Below are 16,372 nucleotides of genomic sequence, written 5' to 3'. Positions count from 1 at the left end.
AGACGCCGCATTCGCCGACGCCGTTCTGATGCACATGCATCATGATCTGCGTGGCCTCGGAGCGGTCCTTGTTGAAGAACCGCTCCAGAACGTGAACGACGAACTCCATCGGGGTGTAGTCGTCGTTGAGCAGCAGGACGCGGTAGAGATTGGGTTTGCGGGTGCGCGTCCGGGTGAGGACGGCCGTGCCGCTGCCCTCGCGCCCATTGCCTTCGCGCCCGCCGCCATCGCTTGGCGGCTGGCCGCGCTTGGGGCGGTCGGCCATATCCAGCCCGGCCATGACCAGCTCGTCGCTGGCGCGCACCGACCACCCGGCCTGCCTTGCCTTGTCTTGGCCTGACTGCATCATTCCCGTCCGCGCCGTATCCACATCCGATCCTGCATCGACAACCGAGATAGTGCTTCGCTGACGAATTTACAGACCTCGCTCCCGCTTCGCCAGCCCGTTCGCAGCGAACATGGCCGATCCGCGCTCCACAAGGCAGCGCTGACTTGACCCGGCGGGGCTACCAGACATAAGCCCGGCGGCCCGCTGGACAAGGACGCCGCCATGACTCCCAACGCCATCGTGACCATCGGCGAGGATCTCGCCCGCCCCGTGCGCTTCGGCAATGCGCTGCCGCTCGCGCTGATCGCCGGCCCTTGCCAGATGGAAAGCCGCGACCACGCGCTCGAATGCGCGTTTGCGCTCAAGGAAATCGCGGCGGAGCTGAATATCGGCCTCGTCTTCAAGGCCTCATTCGACAAGGCCAATCGCACCAGCGTCAAGGGCGCCCGCGGCATGGGGATGAAGGCAGGCCTGCCCGTCTATGCCGAGATCCGCGAGCGCACCGGCCTGCCGGTCGTGACCGATGTCCACGAGGCCGATCAGTGCGCGCCTGTCGCCGAGGTCGTCGACATCCTCCAGATTCCGGCCTTCCTCTGCCGCCAGACCGATCTGCTCGTTGCCGCCGCGAAGACCGGCCGCGTCGTCAACGTCAAGAAGGGCCAGTTCCTCGCGCCCTGGGACATGGTCAATGTCGCCGCCAAGGTCACGGAGAGCGGCAATCCGAACGTGATGCTGACCGAGCGCGGCGCCTCCTTCGGCTACAACACGCTGGTCTCCGACATGCGCGCCCTGCCGACCATGGCCGAGATCGGCGCGCCCGTGATCTTCGACGCCACCCATTCGGTGCAGCAGCCCGGCGGCAAGGGCGCCTCGACCGGCGGCCAGCGCGAATTCGTGCCGGTTCTGTCGCGCGCGGCGGTCGCGGTCGGCGTTGCCGGCCTGTTCATCGAGACCCATCCCGATCCCGACAAGGCGCCTTCCGACGGTCCCAACATGGTGCCGCTTGCAGAGTTCAAGGGACTGATCGCCGAATTGCAGGGCTTCGACCGCCTGACCAAGTCGCGGACCGCCCCGACGGCGATTGCCTATGTCTGAACCCGCCAAGGCCCCCGGCGAGAATCTGGGGGCTCTGATCCCGGTCCTCGGGCTCTGCGGCTTCGCCTCGACCTTCACCATGCGGCTGATCGATCCGCTGGTGCCGACGCTGGCTTCGGAATTCGGCCAGAGCGTCCACCAGATCGCCTTCCTGGTGACGGCCTTCGCCAGTTGCTACGCGCTCGGCCAGCCCTTCCTTGGCCCGATCGCCGACTCGGTCGGCAAATTGCGCAGCATCGCAGCCTGTCTCGCCGCCCTCTGCGTGCTCTCGACGCTCGCCGCCTTCGCGACGAGCTTCTGGATGCTGCTGGTGCTGCGCGCTGTCGGCGGCATCATGGCCGGCGGCGTCATTCCCGCGGCGATGGCCGCCATCGGCGATCGCGCGCCGATGGCCGAGCGGCAGATCATGCTGGGCCGCTTCCTCGTCATCATGATCATCGGCCAGATGGCGGGCGCGACCTTCTCAGGGCTGGTCGCCGACCATATCGGCTGGCGCGCGGTGCTGGGCATAGCCGGTCTTCTCGCCGCGGGCGGCGCCTTGCTGGTCCGGCTAGTCCTCAAGCCGCGCCCGGACGCGGCCCGTCCGCCGTTGAGCGTCGCGGGAGCAATCACGAGCTACAAGGCCGTCTTCTCCAATCCGCGCAGCAAGCTGCTCTATCTGCTCGTGATGATCGAAGGCGCCTTCGTCTTCGGATTGCAGCCCTTCATCGCTGCGATCCTGCATGAGCGCTCCGGCGTCGGCGCCTCTGAGGCCGGCCTCGCCATCGGCGCGATGGGGCTCGGCGGCCTCGTCTACGGCATCCTCACCCGCATTCTCGTCGAGCGCGTCGGGCCGCGTCAGATGATGCGTTTCGGTGGTCTTGCGGTGGCGCTGAGCTATTTCGCCTTCACGATCCACGGCCCGTGGTGGAGCGCGATCGGCATCTTCCTGCTGACCGGCTTCGGCTTCTTCCTCATGCACGGCACCTTCCAGGCCCAGGCGACGGAGCTGGCGCCGACGGCACGCGGCTCGGCCATGGCGCTGTTCGCCTGCTTCTTCTTCATGGGGCACGCGACCGGGCCGCTGATCATGGGCGCGCTCCTGCACCTGCTCGGCCCGCAATTGGCCCTCGTCGTCTTCGGCGTGGTCATCGGCACGCTCGGCGTCGTGACCCCGCGCCTGCTGCCGCCGCTCGGCACGCGGACTTGAGGCATCAAGCCTGGAACGTCATGCCCGATCCGGGCATGACGTCGCCATTCAACCGAAGCCGATAAACCTCAACGCCCGCGATAGGGCGCGACGCCCTGGTCGGGCAGCCAGAGGCCCTTGGGCGGCTCGCCGGTCTGCCAGAACACGTCGATCGGGATGCCGCCCCGCGGGTACCAGTAGCCGCCGATGCGGAACCATTCCGGCTCCAGCAGATCGACCAGCGTCTTGCCGATCCCGACGGTGCAATCCTCGTGGAAGGCGCCGTGATTGCGGAATGAGCCGAGATAGAGCTTCAGCGACTTCGACTCCACCAGCCATTTCCCCGGCAGGTAGTCGATGACGAGGATGCCGAAATCGGGCTGGCCGGTGACCGGACAGATCGAGGTGAATTCCGGGCAGGTGAAGCGGGCGAGGTAGTTCGTGCCGGCATGCGGATTGGGCACGCGGTCGAGCCGCGCCTCCTCCGGCGAGGCGGGCAAGGCGCTGCTCTGGCCGAGCTGCAAGGTCGAGGCGTCGATCGTCATGGGATGCTCCTGGATTTGGGCGGGTTCTAGAGCATCTCCGACCGACATGGGAACTGCCGCCCCCGACGCAGCCACTTCCGCCGCCGGAAAGCCGTCCGATCCGGCGCCCGGCACCCGGGTCGCACCGCGTTGATTAATGGAACGCCCCATCAATAGATAAAATTAAACACAAGCAAATCAGCAACTTTATTAAATATCTCTCGACCTTCCACACGCTTGTTTGCGCTATCGAGAAGTACTGTCTAGTTCGATCTCACGAAATCAGAAGCCTAGACCGAACTATATGATCATTGCCGGCATATTATTCCTGATCGGCCTGCTGATCGGCCTGTCCCATGGCTACCCGGCAATCATCCTGGCCAGCGCCGCGACCACGCTCATCGTCTTTCCGACATGGATCTTCCGTGGCGAGTTCGGCCTCTTCGTCGTCCTCGTCTGGATCGGCTATCTCTTCGCGCTGCAGGCCGGCTTCATGCTCGGCAGCTATCTCGCCCTGCCGGACGAGCTGGAAGACCTACCAGAACCAGACCGGCCGCCCCGCGAAGAGGCAAAGCCCCGCCCACCAGAGCACAGTGAGACCGGACCAGAACAGGACAGAGGTGAGTGAAGGCCGGCGGCGTGTAGGCATGGTCTGGAACATGATCGTTTCCCGATGGGACGAAGCGTCTGGATGCCCGGACGATCCGCAAGCCACGCGCCATCGGTCGGCCCCGCCATCACGGGCCTGCGGATTGAGGCTTTCCCCGCGGCAGGCTGTTGGCTAGAAGCGCCCTATCCATTCCGCCCCGCCTCTCCCGGAGCCTGCCATGACCGCGATCATCGACATCATCGGACGCCAGATCCTCGATTCCCGCGGCAATCCGACGGTCGAGGTCGATGTCGTGCTGGAAGACGGCTCGATGGGCCGCGCCGCCGTTCCCTCCGGCGCCTCGACCGGCGCGCATGAGGCCGTCGAGCTGCGCGACGGCGACAAGTCGCGCTATCTCGGCAAGGGCGTGCTCAAGGCGGTCGAGGCGGTGAATGTCGCCATCGCCGAGGCGATCGTCGCCATGGATGCCGAGGACCAGACCGCGATCGACCAGGTGATGATCGAGCTCGACGGCACCCCCAACAAGTCGAAGCTCGGGGCCAATGCGATCCTCGGCGTCTCGCTCGCCGTCGCCAAGGCAGCAGCCGAAGCCTCCGGCCTGCCGCTCTACCGCTATGTCGGCGGCACCTCGGCCCGCGTCCTGCCCGTGCCGATGATGAACATCGTCAATGGCGGCGCCCATGCCGACAACCCGATCGACTTCCAGGAATTCATGGTCATGCCGATCGGCGCGAGCTCCTTCGCCGAGGGCCTGCGCATGGGCGCGGAGATCTTCCACACCCTGAAGAAGAAGCTGCACGACGCCGGCCACAACACCAATGTCGGCGACGAGGGCGGCTTCGCCCCGAACATCAAGTCGGCCGAGGCCGCGCTCGACTTCGTCATGCAGGCGATCGAGACCGCCGGCTACAAGCCGGGCCAGGACGTCGCGCTGGCGCTCGACTGCGCCGCGACCGAGTTCTTCAAGGACGGTTCCTACGTCTATGAGGGCGAGCGCAAGACCCGCGATCCCAAGGCGCAGGCCAAGTATCTCGCCAAGCTCGTCGGCAACTACCCGATCGTCTCGATCGAAGACGGAATGTCCGAAGACGACTGGGAGGGCTGGAAGGCGCTGACCGATCTCGTCGGCTCGAAGTGCCAGCTCGTCGGCGACGATCTCTTTGTGACGAACGTCACCCGCCTGTCGCAGGGCATCAAGAGCAAGACGGCGAACTCGATCCTGGTCAAGGTCAACCAGATCGGCTCGCTGACCGAGACGCTCGCCGCCGTCGAGATGGCGCAGCGCGCCGGCTACACGGCCGTGATGTCCCATCGCTCGGGCGAGACCGAGGATTCGACCATCGCCGACCTCGCCGTCGCGACGAATTGCGGGCAGATCAAGACCGGCTCGCTCGCCCGTTCGGACCGGACCGCGAAGTACAACCAGCTCCTGCGCATCGAGGAAGAACTGGGCGCGCAGGCGATCTATGCCGGCCGCAACGCGCTGAAGGCGCTGGCCTGATCGAAGGCCTCAAGCTGCCGCGCTCACCAGCGTGGCAGCAGGCCATTCGCCTGGTCGAGGGTCCAGGAGCCCGCCGCCTGCATGCTGCCGGCCGCGCCGGACACCGCATCGACCACCTTCATTGCTGGCGCGACGACGAACTGGCGCAGGGATGAATCGGCGCCTTCGCCGCCCGATGCTTCCAACGCAGGCATCGGCTCCATCGCGGTCATGGCTGCCGGGGGCAGGATCACCAGGGGTGGGGCCATAGCCTGCCCCTTTTTCTCGGACAGCACCGCCAGGCGGCGCGACGGCGGCACGGCAGCGCCGGCGGCGACATGCGTTTTTACCTGAGGCCCGGCCCGCGGCGGCATCCAGTCCCCCTGCTCCGGCCAGGCCAACGACATCGGCATCGCCAACGCGGCAGGCGTGAGTGGACGCCCGGCTGCAAACTCGTCTTCCCCGATCGGCCCGGCTTCCGCGAGGCGGTCTGCGATCTTGCCGTCGCGCAGCAAGGTCAGAGTGGGCGGCTTGGCATGATCGGGCGCTGCATCGGATAGCAGGGCCGGCGCCGCCACGAGCACTGTGCTTGCCATGGCGATCCCCAGGGAGAGCAGAAGATGGCTCCCCAACCGCGCCGCCATGGTAGCCGGCGCCGGAAAATCAGATTCTGTCGACATCTGTTGCGCTCCGCATCGCTGCGCCCCTTCAACTGACGCAGCAAGGAAGCCGGCGCCTCTGGGCGCCAGCGGGGCCGAAACGGGGCGCAAATGCGGTCTGCCACCGCACGCGCAGTCGCCATGCAAAAGGCCCGGTAACGGCTGCCAGCCAATCCGCGCTATGGCGGCGCATGGACCAACGCATCGCCAATCCCCTGCTGCACCAGCAAGAGCAGAGCCGGCGCCGCTGGCTGGCCGTTGCCGGGATGGTTTTCAGCGTCCTCATCTTCGGCTCCAACTTCGTCGTCAGCCGTTACGCCGTGCTGCACGGCATGACCGCGCACGACATGATGGCCGTCCGCTTCGGCACGTCAGGCCTGCTGCTCCTTCCGCTTTTTCTGAGCCGGGGATTTGCGAATTGCAGCGGCGTCGGCTGGGGGCGCGGCCTTTTCCTGCTCGTTTCGAGCGGTTTCCCGATGAGCTTCCTGATGCTGACCGGCTTGAGCCTGGCCCCCGCTGCACACGGGGCCACGATCACTCCAGGCACCGTGACGATGATCGGCATCGTCGGCAGCGTGGTGATGTTCGGAGCCGCGATCACGCGCAACCTCGTGGCCGGGACGGCCGGAATGCTGGCCGGGCTCGCCTGCCTCGCCATCGCCGGTTCGAGCGGCGGCCAAGGCACGCTGACGGGCGACCTGATGTTCTTCTGCTGCGGCCTGCTCTGGGGCTTCTATCCGCTGATGATCCAGCGCTGGCGGATCGAGGGGCTGCATGCGGCGGCGATCGTCGCGGTTCTGTCGCTCGCCTATCTGCCGTTCTACTTCGCCTTCTTCCACCACGGGTTCGGCGCGCATTGGACGGTCTTCGCCTTCCAGGGCTTCTACCAGGGCGTGCTGAACATGATCGTGGGTCTCTGGCTCTGGGGCCGCGCCGCACATGTACTGGGCGCCGCGGTCGTTGGGCGCTTTCCGCCATTGATCCCCGTCACCGGAACGGCACTGGCGATCCCGGTGCTGGGCGAATGGCCCGCGGCTCTGCAATGGGTCGGCATCGTCCTGATCGTCGGCGGCCTGTTTGTCGCATCATGGCGCCGACCGGCGCGCCAGGCCGAGCAGGATCAGGTTCCAGACCACTGAGATGCCGAGCCCGAGGCCGAGCGCCGTCCACGAGCCCCACGGCACGGCGGTCAGGTGCACGGCCGCGAGCCCGAGCCCCGCGCCCAGCAACCCGAGCGCGCTGCTGCCGATGACCGCGGCCGCAGCTGGCCCACCTGCCCGCAGGTGCAGGATGATGATCAGGCTCGACAGGATGATCGGCAGGCCGGCGAGGATGCCGGACCATTGCGGACCGACGCGCTCGCTGAGGCCGGTCACGATGGCGACGAGCCCGGCGACGCAGGCCGCCCGGATCGGGATGGCATAGCGCGAGAGCCCGGCCGGCGGCTTGGCGCGTACCCTGAGATAAGGCCGCACGAGCTGGTGCACGGCGAGGAAGGCGACGACTGTGATGACCGTCAGCGGCAGCACCGGCAAGGCAAGGCTACGAAGGGTGAGCAGCAGCACGGTCCAGATCGCGAAGGCGCCGCCAAGCGAGACAACCACTCCATGGCGCTGAGCCAGCAGCACATAGCTCAGCACGAAGCTGGCATGGGTCGCATTGGCGTTCATCGTGCCGAGCGCGGCGCCCGCGATGAAGTCCGGGCCATGGTCGAGCGCCAGGAAGACGAGGACCGGCCCGAGCGAGATCGGCAAGGTCGCGATCATCGCCGCCATCAATGGCCCGGCCCGCTCGGCCAGCATCGAGCAGCTCACGACCACGCAGGCCGCGAGCGCCATCTTGAGCGGCAGCAGCGCGAGGCCCGTGCTCAAGCCGGCTCGCCCCTTTCCCACCCTTCGCGGGTCTCGGCGATGAAATCGTCGAGACGCCCGGCGGCGATCGCGGCGCGCAGGCCCGCCATCAGATCCTGATAATAGGCGAGGTTCACCCAGGTCAGCAGCATCTTGCCGAGCATCTCCTCGGCCTTGACGAGATGGTGCAGATAGGCGCGCGACCAGCTATTGGCGGCGGGGCAGGAGGATTGCTCGTCGATCGGGCGCGGGTCTTCCGCGTGCTTGGCGTTTTTGAGGTTCATCCGGCCGAAGCGGGTGAAGATCTGGCCGTGGCGGCCGGCCCGTGTCGGCATCACGCAGTCGAACATGTCGATGCCGCGCGCCACCGATTTCACGATGTCGTCCGGCGTGCCGACGCCCATCAGGTAGCGCGGCTTCTCCTGCGGCAGATGCGGCTCGACCGTCTCGATCATCGCCAGCATCACGTCCTGCGGTTCGCCGACCGCCAGCCCGCCGACCGCATAGCCCTTCAGGTCCATGGCGGCGAGTTCGCGCGCGCTCTCGACGCGCAGATGCGGCACGTCCCCGCCCTGCACGATGCCGAACAGAGCCCGGCCCGGATGATCGCCGAACGCCGTCTTGCAGCGTTCGGCCCAGCGCAGCGAGAGCCGCATCGCCTTCTCCGCGACCTTCTCCTCGCAGGGCAGCGCCACGCATTCGTCGAGCTGCATGACGATATCGGAGCCGAGCAGATTCTGGATCTCGACGGAGCGCTCGGGGGTGAGCACATGCTTCGAGCCGTCGATATGCGAGCGGAAGGTCACGCCCTCTTCGGTCAGCTTCCGGAGCTGCGACAGCGACATCACCTGAAACCCGCCGGAGTCGGTCAGGATCGGGTGCGGCCAGTTCATGAACTTGTGCAGGCCGCCGAGCCCGGCGACGCGCTCGGCGCCCGGCCGCAGCATCAGGTGATAGGTGTTTCCGAGCACGACATCGGCGCCGAGCGCCCTCACCTGCTCTGGATACATGCCTTTGACAGTTGCGGCAGTGCCGACCGGCATGAAGGCCGGCGTACGGATGACGCCGCGCGGCATGCTGATCGCGCCGGTGCGTGCGGCGCCGTCGCGAGCGGCGACCTTGAAGGTGAATTCGGGTGTGGCAGCGATTTCCGGCTGCATGGACTGGGGCTGAACGGTCATGGCCTGCGAGGTAGAGCAGCGCGCGGGTTTAGGGAAGAGACACAGGGGACCGACCCAGCCTCTGGGGATCACCTGTCACCAAGTGGACACGTGCATCTAAAGCGTCTCGGCAAACACCTGCGACCGGCGAGCAAACCGCTGAATGTTGTCGCGACCCGCCATCTTGGCCTGGTACAGAGCGTGATCCGCGGCAAACAGAAGCTCCCGCGTGAAATCGGCTTCGTTCGGCGGCGGCAGGCAGCAGGCGCCGACGACACCGCCGCTGACTGTCACAATCCCCAATGGCGATCTGCAGTGCGGAATGGCGAGTTCCTTCACCTTCGCCCTCACTCTGTCGGCAATTTTCCAGGCGATGTCCTGGTCGGCATCCGAAATCAATGCCGCGAATTCCTCGCCGCCATAGCGAAAGAAGGCAGGATCGCCCTTTCGCGCCACTTTCGTCATGCTCTTGGCGACGCGCTGCAGGCAGGCATCACCGTTCTGGTGGCCATAGCTGTCGTTATAGGCTTTGAAACGATCGATATCGAACAACATCAACGCAAAACAACGTCGGTCGGCGATGAACTCTCTGACTTTTTGGTCGAGGAGCGCATCGAATGCCCGCCTGTTGCCCAGCCTCGTCAGGTAATCGTGTGATGAAAGGAAGCTGAGTTTCCGGTTTATCCTGGCGACCTTACGCTCAGTCGCCTTCTTCTCGGTTATATCGAAATGCGCGACCGAAATGGCCGCAAGGCTGCCGTTGGGATCATGCAGCGGAGAAACAGACACCATGTAGTGGCGGCCGCGTATCTCGATCTCATGGTTGGGAACAGTCATTCCAGCATCGAAAAGCTGGAAATCGCGTATGATGTTGCGTCCGCCTTCGTCATGAAGATCGGCAACTTTCACGCCGATGAGGCCGTTCGCATCACGTCCTGCAAGAACAGTATGCAATTCGTTGACAGCGATCAGCCGCCCTTCCCGATCGATGACGCACAGCGCTATGGGAAGCTTTTCATACACGCTTGTTAAATCGATATTTTCTTTCAAGGCGGAACGCATATCCGTCATGAATTCGATATCCATACGTTACAATTCAAAGCACAAGCAGCTCCAATTCGACGAAACCGCATGCGCCGGGGCTCGATCCTGAAGCCCCGGCTCGTTCCAACGCTGTCAGAGCACACCCATTATGTGACCCTGAGCGCCACCTCGTAAACCTCCGGCTTGAAACCGACGATCGTCTTGCCTTTGCCGAGGTCCAGCACCGGCCGCTTGATCATCGAGGGCTGCGCCAGCATCAGCGCGATCGCCTTCCCGGCATCGAGCCCCTGCTTCTCGGCATCCGGCAGGGCGCGGAAGGTCGTGCCGGCGCGGTTCAGCACCGTCTCCCAGCCATGCTCCTTGACCCAGCGCTCAAGCGAAGCCCGGTCGATCCCGCTCGCCTTGTAGTCATGGAACGCGACCGCGATGCCGTGGCCGTCGAGCCAGGTGCGCGCCTTCTTCATCGTGTCGCAATTCTTGATGCCGTAGATGATGATCGTCATGCCGTCGTCCGAACCTCGTGAAGCCGCAGGGCATCCGCTGCGCGGCTGTCATAACGGTTCGCCGGCCGGACGGCAGACAGGCATGACAGGGCGGGCGGCAGCGCCAGATACAGGCAGGGATTAGCATGGATACCGCGTCAGTCTCCGCGCCAAAAATGCCGGACAGCCCGGCTTTTCCCCATCGGCGTTGGAAGGACCATCCGGTCCCCGGCGTTGATTTTCCCGATGCCACGACATTCACCAGCGATCCGCGCTGGGTGCAGACGGCCTGCGAAGCGCTCTCGGCCCGCCTCGACAAGGAGATCGACCTTCTCGCCGGCATCGATATCGGCGGGCTCGGCTTCGCGGGCGCGCTGGCACTGCGCAACGGCCTCGGCTTCATCGATATCCGCAAGGTCGCGTCGATCCGCGCCGATGTCGTGCGCAGCCTCGCGGCCAATTACGAACTCGGCAACGGCATCGCCTTGTCGAAGGGACAGGCGCTGGACGGGCGTCAGGTCGCCATCATCGACGACTGCCTGATGTCGGGCGGCACCGCGCTGGCGACGGCACTGTTGCTCCGCCGGCTGGGCGCAAACTGCACGCATGCGCTTTTCGTCTTCGAACTCGAAGGCCTCGGCGGCCGTGAGCGGCTAACCCAGAACGGCGTTGCCGTACACAGCCTGCAGGGCCTCCCTCCGACCCAGCCCAAATAGGCTTTCGGACTGGGTCCAAGAGCAGTCGGCGCTCAGGCCGGCCGCTTCGGGCTGTCGAGGCCGCGCTGCACGGCCGGGCGCGACAGGCAGCGCTCCAGCCAGATCGGCACATGCGTCAGCTTGGCATAGTCGACGAGCTCGCCCGCGCCATAGAATCCGACGAGATTGCGCACCCAGCCGAGGATCGCGATATCGGCGATGCTGTACGCGTCGCCCATGATCCAGGTGCGGCTGGCCAGACGATCTTCCAGCACGCCGAGCAGGCGCTTGCTCTCGCTGGCGTAGCGGTCGCGCGGGCGCTTGTCCTCGTATTCGCGGCCGGCGAACTTATGGAAGAAGCCGAGTTGGCCGAACATCGGGCCGATCGCCGCCATCTGGAAGAACACCCACTGGATGGTCTCGTAGCGGGCAGCGGGGTCCTTCGGCAGGAGCTTGCCGGTCTTCTCGGCGAGGTAGAGCAGGATCGCGCCGGATTCCCACAGGCCCATCGGCTTTCCGTCCGGGCCGTTGGGATCGATGATCGCCGGGATCTTGCCATTGGGGTTCAGCGACAGGAATTCCGGCCCCCAGGTCTCGTTCTTGCCGATATCGATGAGATGCGGCTCGTAGGGCAGCTCCAGCTCCTCCAGCGCGATCGAGACCTTCACGCCGTTCGGCGTCGGCAGCGAATAAAGCTGGATGCGGTCGGGATGCGCGGCGGGCCAGCGCTTGGTGATCGGGAAAGCGGAGAGATCGGCCATGAGAGGCTCCGTCTGAATCGGATGAGGCTTCGGCCGGGAACGATAGAGCCGGCTGCGCCCAAAGCAACGGGACCCGACCCGGATTGCCGCAAACCGGCCTTGCACGGCTGCATGGAGCTCAGCCGAGCGGCCAGGAGCCCAAAATCACGTACTCCCTGTTATCGGTGCTCTCGATCAAGACGAACTCGCTCACCTGCCAGCGCAGTTCCGGCACATCGATTGGCTCCCGACGTTGCCCTTCGTAGAACAGCGTCACATGCGGCTGGAAGCTCGACCCATCGACCTTGAGTCCGGCATGCCGTAACTCATGAAGGAGCGTGGCGGACAAACTGTTGGCAGCGAGCAAATCCGCCCGCGTCGTCAACGAAAATGCGTATTTAGGCGGCTTTCCGAAGCTCCCGGCCTGATTGAACATGACGGCGAAGGATGTCCTCCGGATCGCAGCGGCGACCAAGCGCGCCATTGCGATGCTCTGCCCGAACGGCCCATCGGGGACGGCGATGCCGCGCAAGGTCACATGATATTTGTCCGGCCCGCGAAACTTGCCCGAGGCGCGAAGCCGCGCTCTCAAGTCACGCGCCAGCGTGTCGATCCGCGCTCTGGCTTCCGCATCCGGAAGGAGCGCGAAGAAATAGCGGGGCGGGCGGTGGCCTTCTCGCGGCCGAAACTCTCGCCCACCGTCGAGGTCGAGAACGAGCTGCACATCCCATGATAGAACAAAACAAGAACAATACAAACCCCCATCCGACCAGCGAAAATCGCAAGGCAGCCAGTTATCCCAACCACCCTGCCTGCGCTTGAGCGCCGCAGGCCCCACGGCTAGGCTGCCCTTGGCGGCCGCACGGCCTCCGCTTGCGCCCCCGCCCGGCGGGAGGCCCGGTTTCCCTCCTGTCAGGCATCGTCATGGCTTCCTCAGACGCACTCGCCGCGGTCTTCGACCATATCGAGACCAACCGCAGCGCCTTTCTCGACCGCCTCATCGCGTATCTGCGCCATCCCAGCATCAGCGCAGAGAATATCGGCATCGCCGAGGTCGGCCTGCTGCTCGTCGACATGCTCACCGGGATCGGCCTGGAAACCAGCCTTGTCCCGACCGAAGGCCATCCGGTCGTCGTCGCGCGCTGGGAGAAGGCGCCGGGCAAGCCGACAGTTCTGCTCTACGGCCATTACGACGTGCAGCCGCCGGACCCGCTGGACAAGTGGGTCTCGCCCCCGTTCGAGCCGACGATCCGCGACGGCCGACTCTATGCGCGCGGCGTCGGCGACAACAAGGGCCAGCATTTCGCCCAGATCCTCGCGATCGAATCCCATCTCAAGGTCCATGGCGAGCTGCCCTGCAACGTCATCCTCGTGCTGGAAGGCGAGGAGGAGATCGGCAGCCCGAATATCGCCGGCTTCGTCCGCGCCAACCCGCATCTGCTCAAGGCCGACCTCGCCGTCACCGCCGACGGGCCGCGCCATGCCAGCGGCGCGCCCTCGATCAAGTTCGGCTCCCGCGGCGTCGTCTCCTTCGACCTGCGCTGCCGCCATGCCAGCCGCGACGTCCATTCCGGCAATTTCGGCGGCGTCGTGCCGAACCCGATCTGGACGCTGGTCCATCTGCTCGCAACAATGAAGAATCCCGAAGGCGAAATCACGATCGAGGGCCTGCACGATGCCGTCGAACCGCCGACGGCGGAGGAGCTGGAAGCGGTCGCGCGCCTGCCGCTCGACATCGAGGCCTTCAAGAAGGGCGTCGGTCTCACCCGCCTCGACGCGCCGGCGGATCGCCCGTTCTACGAGCGCCTCTGCTTCCGCCCGACGCTGACGATCAACGGCTTCCATGGCGGCTATGGCGGGCCGGGCACCAAGACCGTGCTGCCGAACGAAGCGCTGGTGAAATGCGATATCCGCCTCGTCGAGGCGCAGGACCCGGAGGACATCCTGCGCAAGGTCCGGGCTCACGTCGAAAAGCACGCGCCCGAAGTCGAGTTCATCTGCGAGGAAAAGGGCATGCAGCCCTCCAAGACCTCGATCGCCTCGCCCTATACCGCACCGCTGCGCCGTGCCTTCGTGGCGGCCCAGGGCGAGGAGCCCCTGCTGATCCCGGCCGGCTTCGGCAGCCTGCCGAACTACGTCTTCACCAAGATGCTCGGCATCCCGGCCTTCGTCACGCCCTACGCCAATCACGACGAGGCCAACCACGCCCCTAACGAGAACATGACGCTGGACTGCTTCTATAGCGGCCTGCGCACAGGCGCGGCCCTGCTCCACGAACTCGGGCAGTTGGGGAAGCAGGGCTGAGGCTATCGCCACGTTGTCGTCATGGTCGGGCTCGTCCCGACCATCCACGTCTTCGCTCTTCAAAGAGCTGTGCTCAAGACGTGGATGCTCGCCACGAGGGCGAGCATGACGCGCAAAGCAAAATCGCCGTCATCCCGGGGCAAGCCCCGGGATGACGACGTGGTTCCGGTGGAAAACCGGGGAGCGCTACCGCCCCTTCCAGTTCGGCATCCGCTTGCCGAGGAAGGCTTCCATGCCTTCGCGAAAATCGGCGCTGGTGTAGCAGAGCGTCACGAGATCATGGCCGTCGATGCCTGCGGCGGTCGCAGCGGTCAGGCGGCGCATCGCCTCCTTGGTCGCGCGCATCGTCAACGGCGCATGGCCGGCGATGATCTCCGCCAGCTCGCGGGCGCGGCGCATCAGCGCCTCGTGATCCGGCACCAGCTCGTTATAGAGCCCGATCCGTGCGCCCTCCTCTGCCTCGACCAGCCGGGCGGTGAACACGATATCCTTGACCCGCGCCGGGCCGAGAATGGCGTAGAGCCGCCCGTAGTTCTCCATCGACAGACAGTTGCCGAGCGTGCGTGCGATCGGGAAGCCGAAACGCGCGCTCGTGGTCGCGATACGCAGGTCGCAGGCGAGCCCGATCGCAGCCCCGCCGCCGGTGAAGGCCCCGGAGATCGCGGCGATCGTCGGGATCGGACAGCTCTCGATCGTCTGGATCACAGTCTCGATCCGCTCCTCATAGGCGAGCGCATCCTCGGCGCTGGAGAACGAGCGGAACTGCGCGATGTCGGTGCCGGCCGCGAAGGCCTTGTCGCCAGCCCCGGTCATGACGATGACGCGCGGATCGCCATGCGCGGCGGGGTCGCGGCAGATATCGGCGATGCGCTCGTACATGGCGAAGGTCAGCGCGTTGCGCGCCTGGGGCCGGTTGAGCGTGATCGTGCCGACCCCGCCCTCGACCGCATACAGGATTTCGTCGTTCACGCAGGCTCTCCGTCAGATCACGCCTTCGGCCCGCAAGCGCACGAGCCCGGCTTCGTCATAGCCGAGATCTGCCAGGATCTCGTCGTTATGCGCGCCGGCCGCAGGCGTCGGCGTCGCGACATCGGCAGGCGTGCGCGACAGCGTCACCGGCTGGCCGATCAGGCGGATATCGCCGAGCTCGGGATGGCTCAAAGGCTTGGCGATACCAAGATGGCGCACCTGCGGGTCCTCGAACATCTCGTCGACCGCATAGATCGGCCCGGCCGGGACGCTGTTGCGCTCCATTGCCTCCAGCCAATGCGCGCTGTCGGCAGCCGCGAAAATCTCCTCGATCATATCGCGCAGTTCCGGACGGCGGGCGAAGCGCTTTTCCTTGTTGTCATAGCGCGCATCCGTGCCCCATTCCGGCCGCCCGATCGCGCGGCAGAACGAGCGCCACTGCTCCTCGCCGCCGACGCCGAGATTGATCGCCCCGTCGCGCGTTCGGTAGACGCCCATCGGCGTATGATAGGGATGATCGTTGCCGGCCTGCGGCGGTACCGAGCCCTCGACGAGATAGCGCGCGGCCTGGAAATCCATCATCGCGATCTGGGCTTCGAGCAGCGAGGTCTGCACCCACTGCCCCCGCCCCGAAACCGCCCGCTCCTGCAGCGCGACCAACGCGCCGACCGCGCCATAGAGCCCGGCCGAGGAATCGGCGAGCGCGATCCCGGCCCGCACCGGCCCCTGCCCCGGCAGCCCGGTCACCGCCATCATCCCGCCCATGCCCTGCGCGATCTGGTCGAAGCCCGCGCGCGTCCGGTAGGGGCCGGACTGGCCGAAGCCGGAGATCGAGACCAGGATCAGGCGCGGATTGCGCGCATGCAGCGTCTCGAAATCGAGGCCGAGCCGCTCCTTCACGTCGGGCCGGAAATTCTCGACGACGAGATCAGCCTCGTCGACGAGCTTCATCAGGATCGCCTTGCCCTCTGGTGTCTTGAGGTTGATCGCCAGCGAGCGCTTGTTGCGGTGGAGGTTCTGCATGTCGTAGCCGAGGCGCGGCCCGCTCATGTTCTCGTTGGGATCGAACCCCGGCGGGCTCTCGACCTTGATCACGTCGGCCCCGAAATCGGCGAAGACGCGCACGCAGGTCGGCCCGGCCCGCACCCGCGTCAGGTCCAGCACCTTAAGCCCGGCAAGCGCGGTGGACGGTCTCGGCTGCGGCATCGATCTTCGCTCCCTCTCGGAGCGAACTATCCGGTACGGCGCGCGGCGCGGTCAATGG

18 protein-coding genes are annotated in these 16,372 nt (G+C 65.9%); 7 read left to right on the top strand and 11 right to left on the bottom strand.

Annotated features, from left to right (window positions below; all coding sequences use genetic code 11):
* The coding region (locus tag Q0Q36_RS13725) for an ATP-dependent Clp protease adaptor ClpS (RefSeq protein ID WP_293798735.1) at nucleotides 1-265 on the bottom strand (265 nt) is incomplete at its 3' end.
* 285 nt (nucleotides 266-550) lie between these two features.
* On the opposite strand from Q0Q36_RS13725, the gene kdsA reads away from it, so the two are divergent.
* Entirely contained in the window at nucleotides 551-1,423 is an 873-nt protein-coding gene (gene kdsA / locus Q0Q36_RS13720) for a 3-deoxy-8-phosphooctulonate synthase (protein WP_293798725.1), read from the top strand.
* A complete protein-coding gene (locus Q0Q36_RS13715) occupies nucleotides 1,416-2,612 on the top strand; it encodes an MFS transporter (protein WP_293798724.1) in 1,197 nt (398 codons plus the stop codon). The genes kdsA and Q0Q36_RS13715 overlap by 8 nt, the downstream gene beginning before the upstream one ends.
* A 68-nt stretch (nucleotides 2,613-2,680) precedes the next feature.
* On the opposite strand, the gene queF is transcribed toward Q0Q36_RS13715, so the two are convergent.
* Entirely contained in the window at nucleotides 2,681-3,136 is a 456-nt protein-coding gene (queF, locus tag Q0Q36_RS13710; protein WP_293798722.1) for a preQ(1) synthase, read from the bottom strand.
* A gap of 283 nt (nucleotides 3,137-3,419) precedes the next feature.
* Between queF and Q0Q36_RS13705 the strand changes: the two genes are divergently transcribed.
* Together Q0Q36_RS13705 and eno are read left to right on the top strand one after the other, a co-directional pair.
* Nucleotides 3,420-3,743, top strand: coding sequence for a hypothetical protein (locus Q0Q36_RS13705; RefSeq protein WP_293798721.1), 324 nt, complete (start codon nucleotides 3,420-3,422; stop codon nucleotides 3,741-3,743).
* 199 nt (nucleotides 3,744-3,942) lie between these two features.
* Nucleotides 3,943-5,226 carry a phosphopyruvate hydratase gene (gene eno, locus Q0Q36_RS13700; protein ID WP_293798720.1) on the top strand — a complete coding sequence of 428 codons (1,284 nt, stop codon included), beginning with the start codon at nucleotides 3,943-3,945 and terminating at the stop codon, nucleotides 5,224-5,226.
* 23 nt (nucleotides 5,227-5,249) lie between these two features.
* Here the strand turns inward: eno and Q0Q36_RS13695 are convergent, their stop codons facing one another.
* Nucleotides 5,250-5,849 carry a hypothetical protein gene (locus tag Q0Q36_RS13695; protein WP_293798719.1) on the bottom strand — a complete coding sequence of 200 codons (600 nt, stop codon included), beginning with the start codon at nucleotides 5,847-5,849 and terminating at the stop codon, nucleotides 5,250-5,252.
* A gap of 206 nt (nucleotides 5,850-6,055) precedes the next feature.
* Between Q0Q36_RS13695 and Q0Q36_RS13690 the strand changes: the two genes are divergently transcribed.
* A complete protein-coding gene (locus tag Q0Q36_RS13690; protein WP_293798718.1) occupies nucleotides 6,056-7,003 on the top strand; it encodes a DMT family transporter in 948 nt (315 codons plus the stop codon).
* Here Q0Q36_RS13690 and Q0Q36_RS13685 read toward each other — a convergent pair.
* The 4 genes from Q0Q36_RS13685 to Q0Q36_RS13670 all read right to left on the bottom strand — a co-directional run bounded on the left by Q0Q36_RS13685 (nucleotide 6,950) and on the right by Q0Q36_RS13670 (nucleotide 10,421).
* Entirely contained in the window at nucleotides 6,950-7,735 is a 786-nt protein-coding gene (locus Q0Q36_RS13685) for a hypothetical protein (RefSeq protein ID WP_293798717.1), read from the bottom strand. The two genes, Q0Q36_RS13690 and Q0Q36_RS13685, sit on opposite strands and share 54 nt — an antisense overlap.
* Nucleotides 7,732-8,874, bottom strand: a complete 1,143-nt coding sequence (gene tgt / locus Q0Q36_RS13680; protein ID WP_293798733.1) for a tRNA guanosine(34) transglycosylase Tgt — start codon at nucleotides 8,872-8,874, stop codon at nucleotides 7,732-7,734. The genes Q0Q36_RS13685 and tgt overlap by 4 nt, the downstream gene beginning before the upstream one ends.
* A gap of 117 nt (nucleotides 8,875-8,991) precedes the next feature.
* Nucleotides 8,992-9,960 carry a GGDEF domain-containing protein gene (locus Q0Q36_RS13675; protein ID WP_293798716.1) on the bottom strand — a complete coding sequence of 323 codons (969 nt, stop codon included), beginning with the start codon at nucleotides 9,958-9,960 and terminating at the stop codon, nucleotides 8,992-8,994.
* Between the two features lie 104 nt (nucleotides 9,961-10,064).
* Complete coding sequence (locus tag Q0Q36_RS13670; protein WP_293798715.1) at nucleotides 10,065-10,421, bottom strand: ArsC family reductase; 357 nt, start codon at nucleotides 10,419-10,421, stop codon at nucleotides 10,065-10,067.
* 155 nt (nucleotides 10,422-10,576) lie between these two features.
* Here Q0Q36_RS13670 and Q0Q36_RS13665 point away from each other — a divergent pair, with 155 nt between their 5' ends.
* Nucleotides 10,577-11,116: a phosphoribosyltransferase family protein gene (locus tag Q0Q36_RS13665; protein WP_293798714.1), complete on the top strand. Its 540-nt coding sequence runs from the start codon at nucleotides 10,577-10,579 to the stop codon at nucleotides 11,114-11,116.
* 32 nt (nucleotides 11,117-11,148) lie between these two features.
* Here Q0Q36_RS13665 and Q0Q36_RS13660 read toward each other — a convergent pair whose 3' ends face one another.
* Together Q0Q36_RS13660 and Q0Q36_RS13655 are read right to left on the bottom strand one after the other, a co-directional pair.
* Nucleotides 11,149-11,856 (bottom strand): glutathione S-transferase N-terminal domain-containing protein, encoded by a 708-nt coding sequence (locus Q0Q36_RS13660; RefSeq protein WP_293798713.1) that lies wholly within the window; start codon nucleotides 11,854-11,856, stop codon nucleotides 11,149-11,151.
* Between the two features lie 118 nt (nucleotides 11,857-11,974).
* A complete protein-coding gene (locus Q0Q36_RS13655; protein ID WP_293798711.1) occupies nucleotides 11,975-12,559 on the bottom strand; it encodes a 2'-5' RNA ligase family protein in 585 nt (194 codons plus the stop codon).
* A gap of 200 nt (nucleotides 12,560-12,759) precedes the next feature.
* On the opposite strand from Q0Q36_RS13655, the gene Q0Q36_RS13650 reads away from it, so the two are divergent.
* On the top strand, nucleotides 12,760-14,139 hold the full coding sequence (locus Q0Q36_RS13650; RefSeq protein WP_293798709.1) for a M20/M25/M40 family metallo-hydrolase: 1,380 nt from the start codon (nucleotides 12,760-12,762) through the stop codon (nucleotides 14,137-14,139).
* A 186-nt stretch (nucleotides 14,140-14,325) separates the two neighbouring features.
* On the opposite strand, the gene Q0Q36_RS13645 is transcribed toward Q0Q36_RS13650, so the two are convergent.
* Together Q0Q36_RS13645 and Q0Q36_RS13640 are read right to left on the bottom strand one after the other, a co-directional pair.
* Complete coding sequence (locus Q0Q36_RS13645) at nucleotides 14,326-15,108, bottom strand: enoyl-CoA hydratase/isomerase family protein (RefSeq protein WP_293798708.1); 783 nt, start codon at nucleotides 15,106-15,108, stop codon at nucleotides 14,326-14,328.
* A 12-nt stretch (nucleotides 15,109-15,120) separates the two neighbouring features.
* Nucleotides 15,121-16,314, bottom strand: a complete 1,194-nt coding sequence (locus tag Q0Q36_RS13640; RefSeq protein ID WP_293798707.1) for a CoA transferase — start codon at nucleotides 16,312-16,314, stop codon at nucleotides 15,121-15,123.
* Between the last annotated feature and the right edge of the window lie 58 nt (nucleotides 16,315-16,372).

Origin of the sequence: uncultured Allobosea sp., assembly GCF_945957345.1 — a bacterium.
In the GTDB taxonomy this organism is placed as follows: Bacteria; Pseudomonadota; Alphaproteobacteria; order Rhizobiales; family Beijerinckiaceae; genus Allobosea.
The sequence above is the reverse complement of the archived record's forward strand: the minus strand, read 5'-3'. Positions and strand labels throughout refer to the sequence as shown.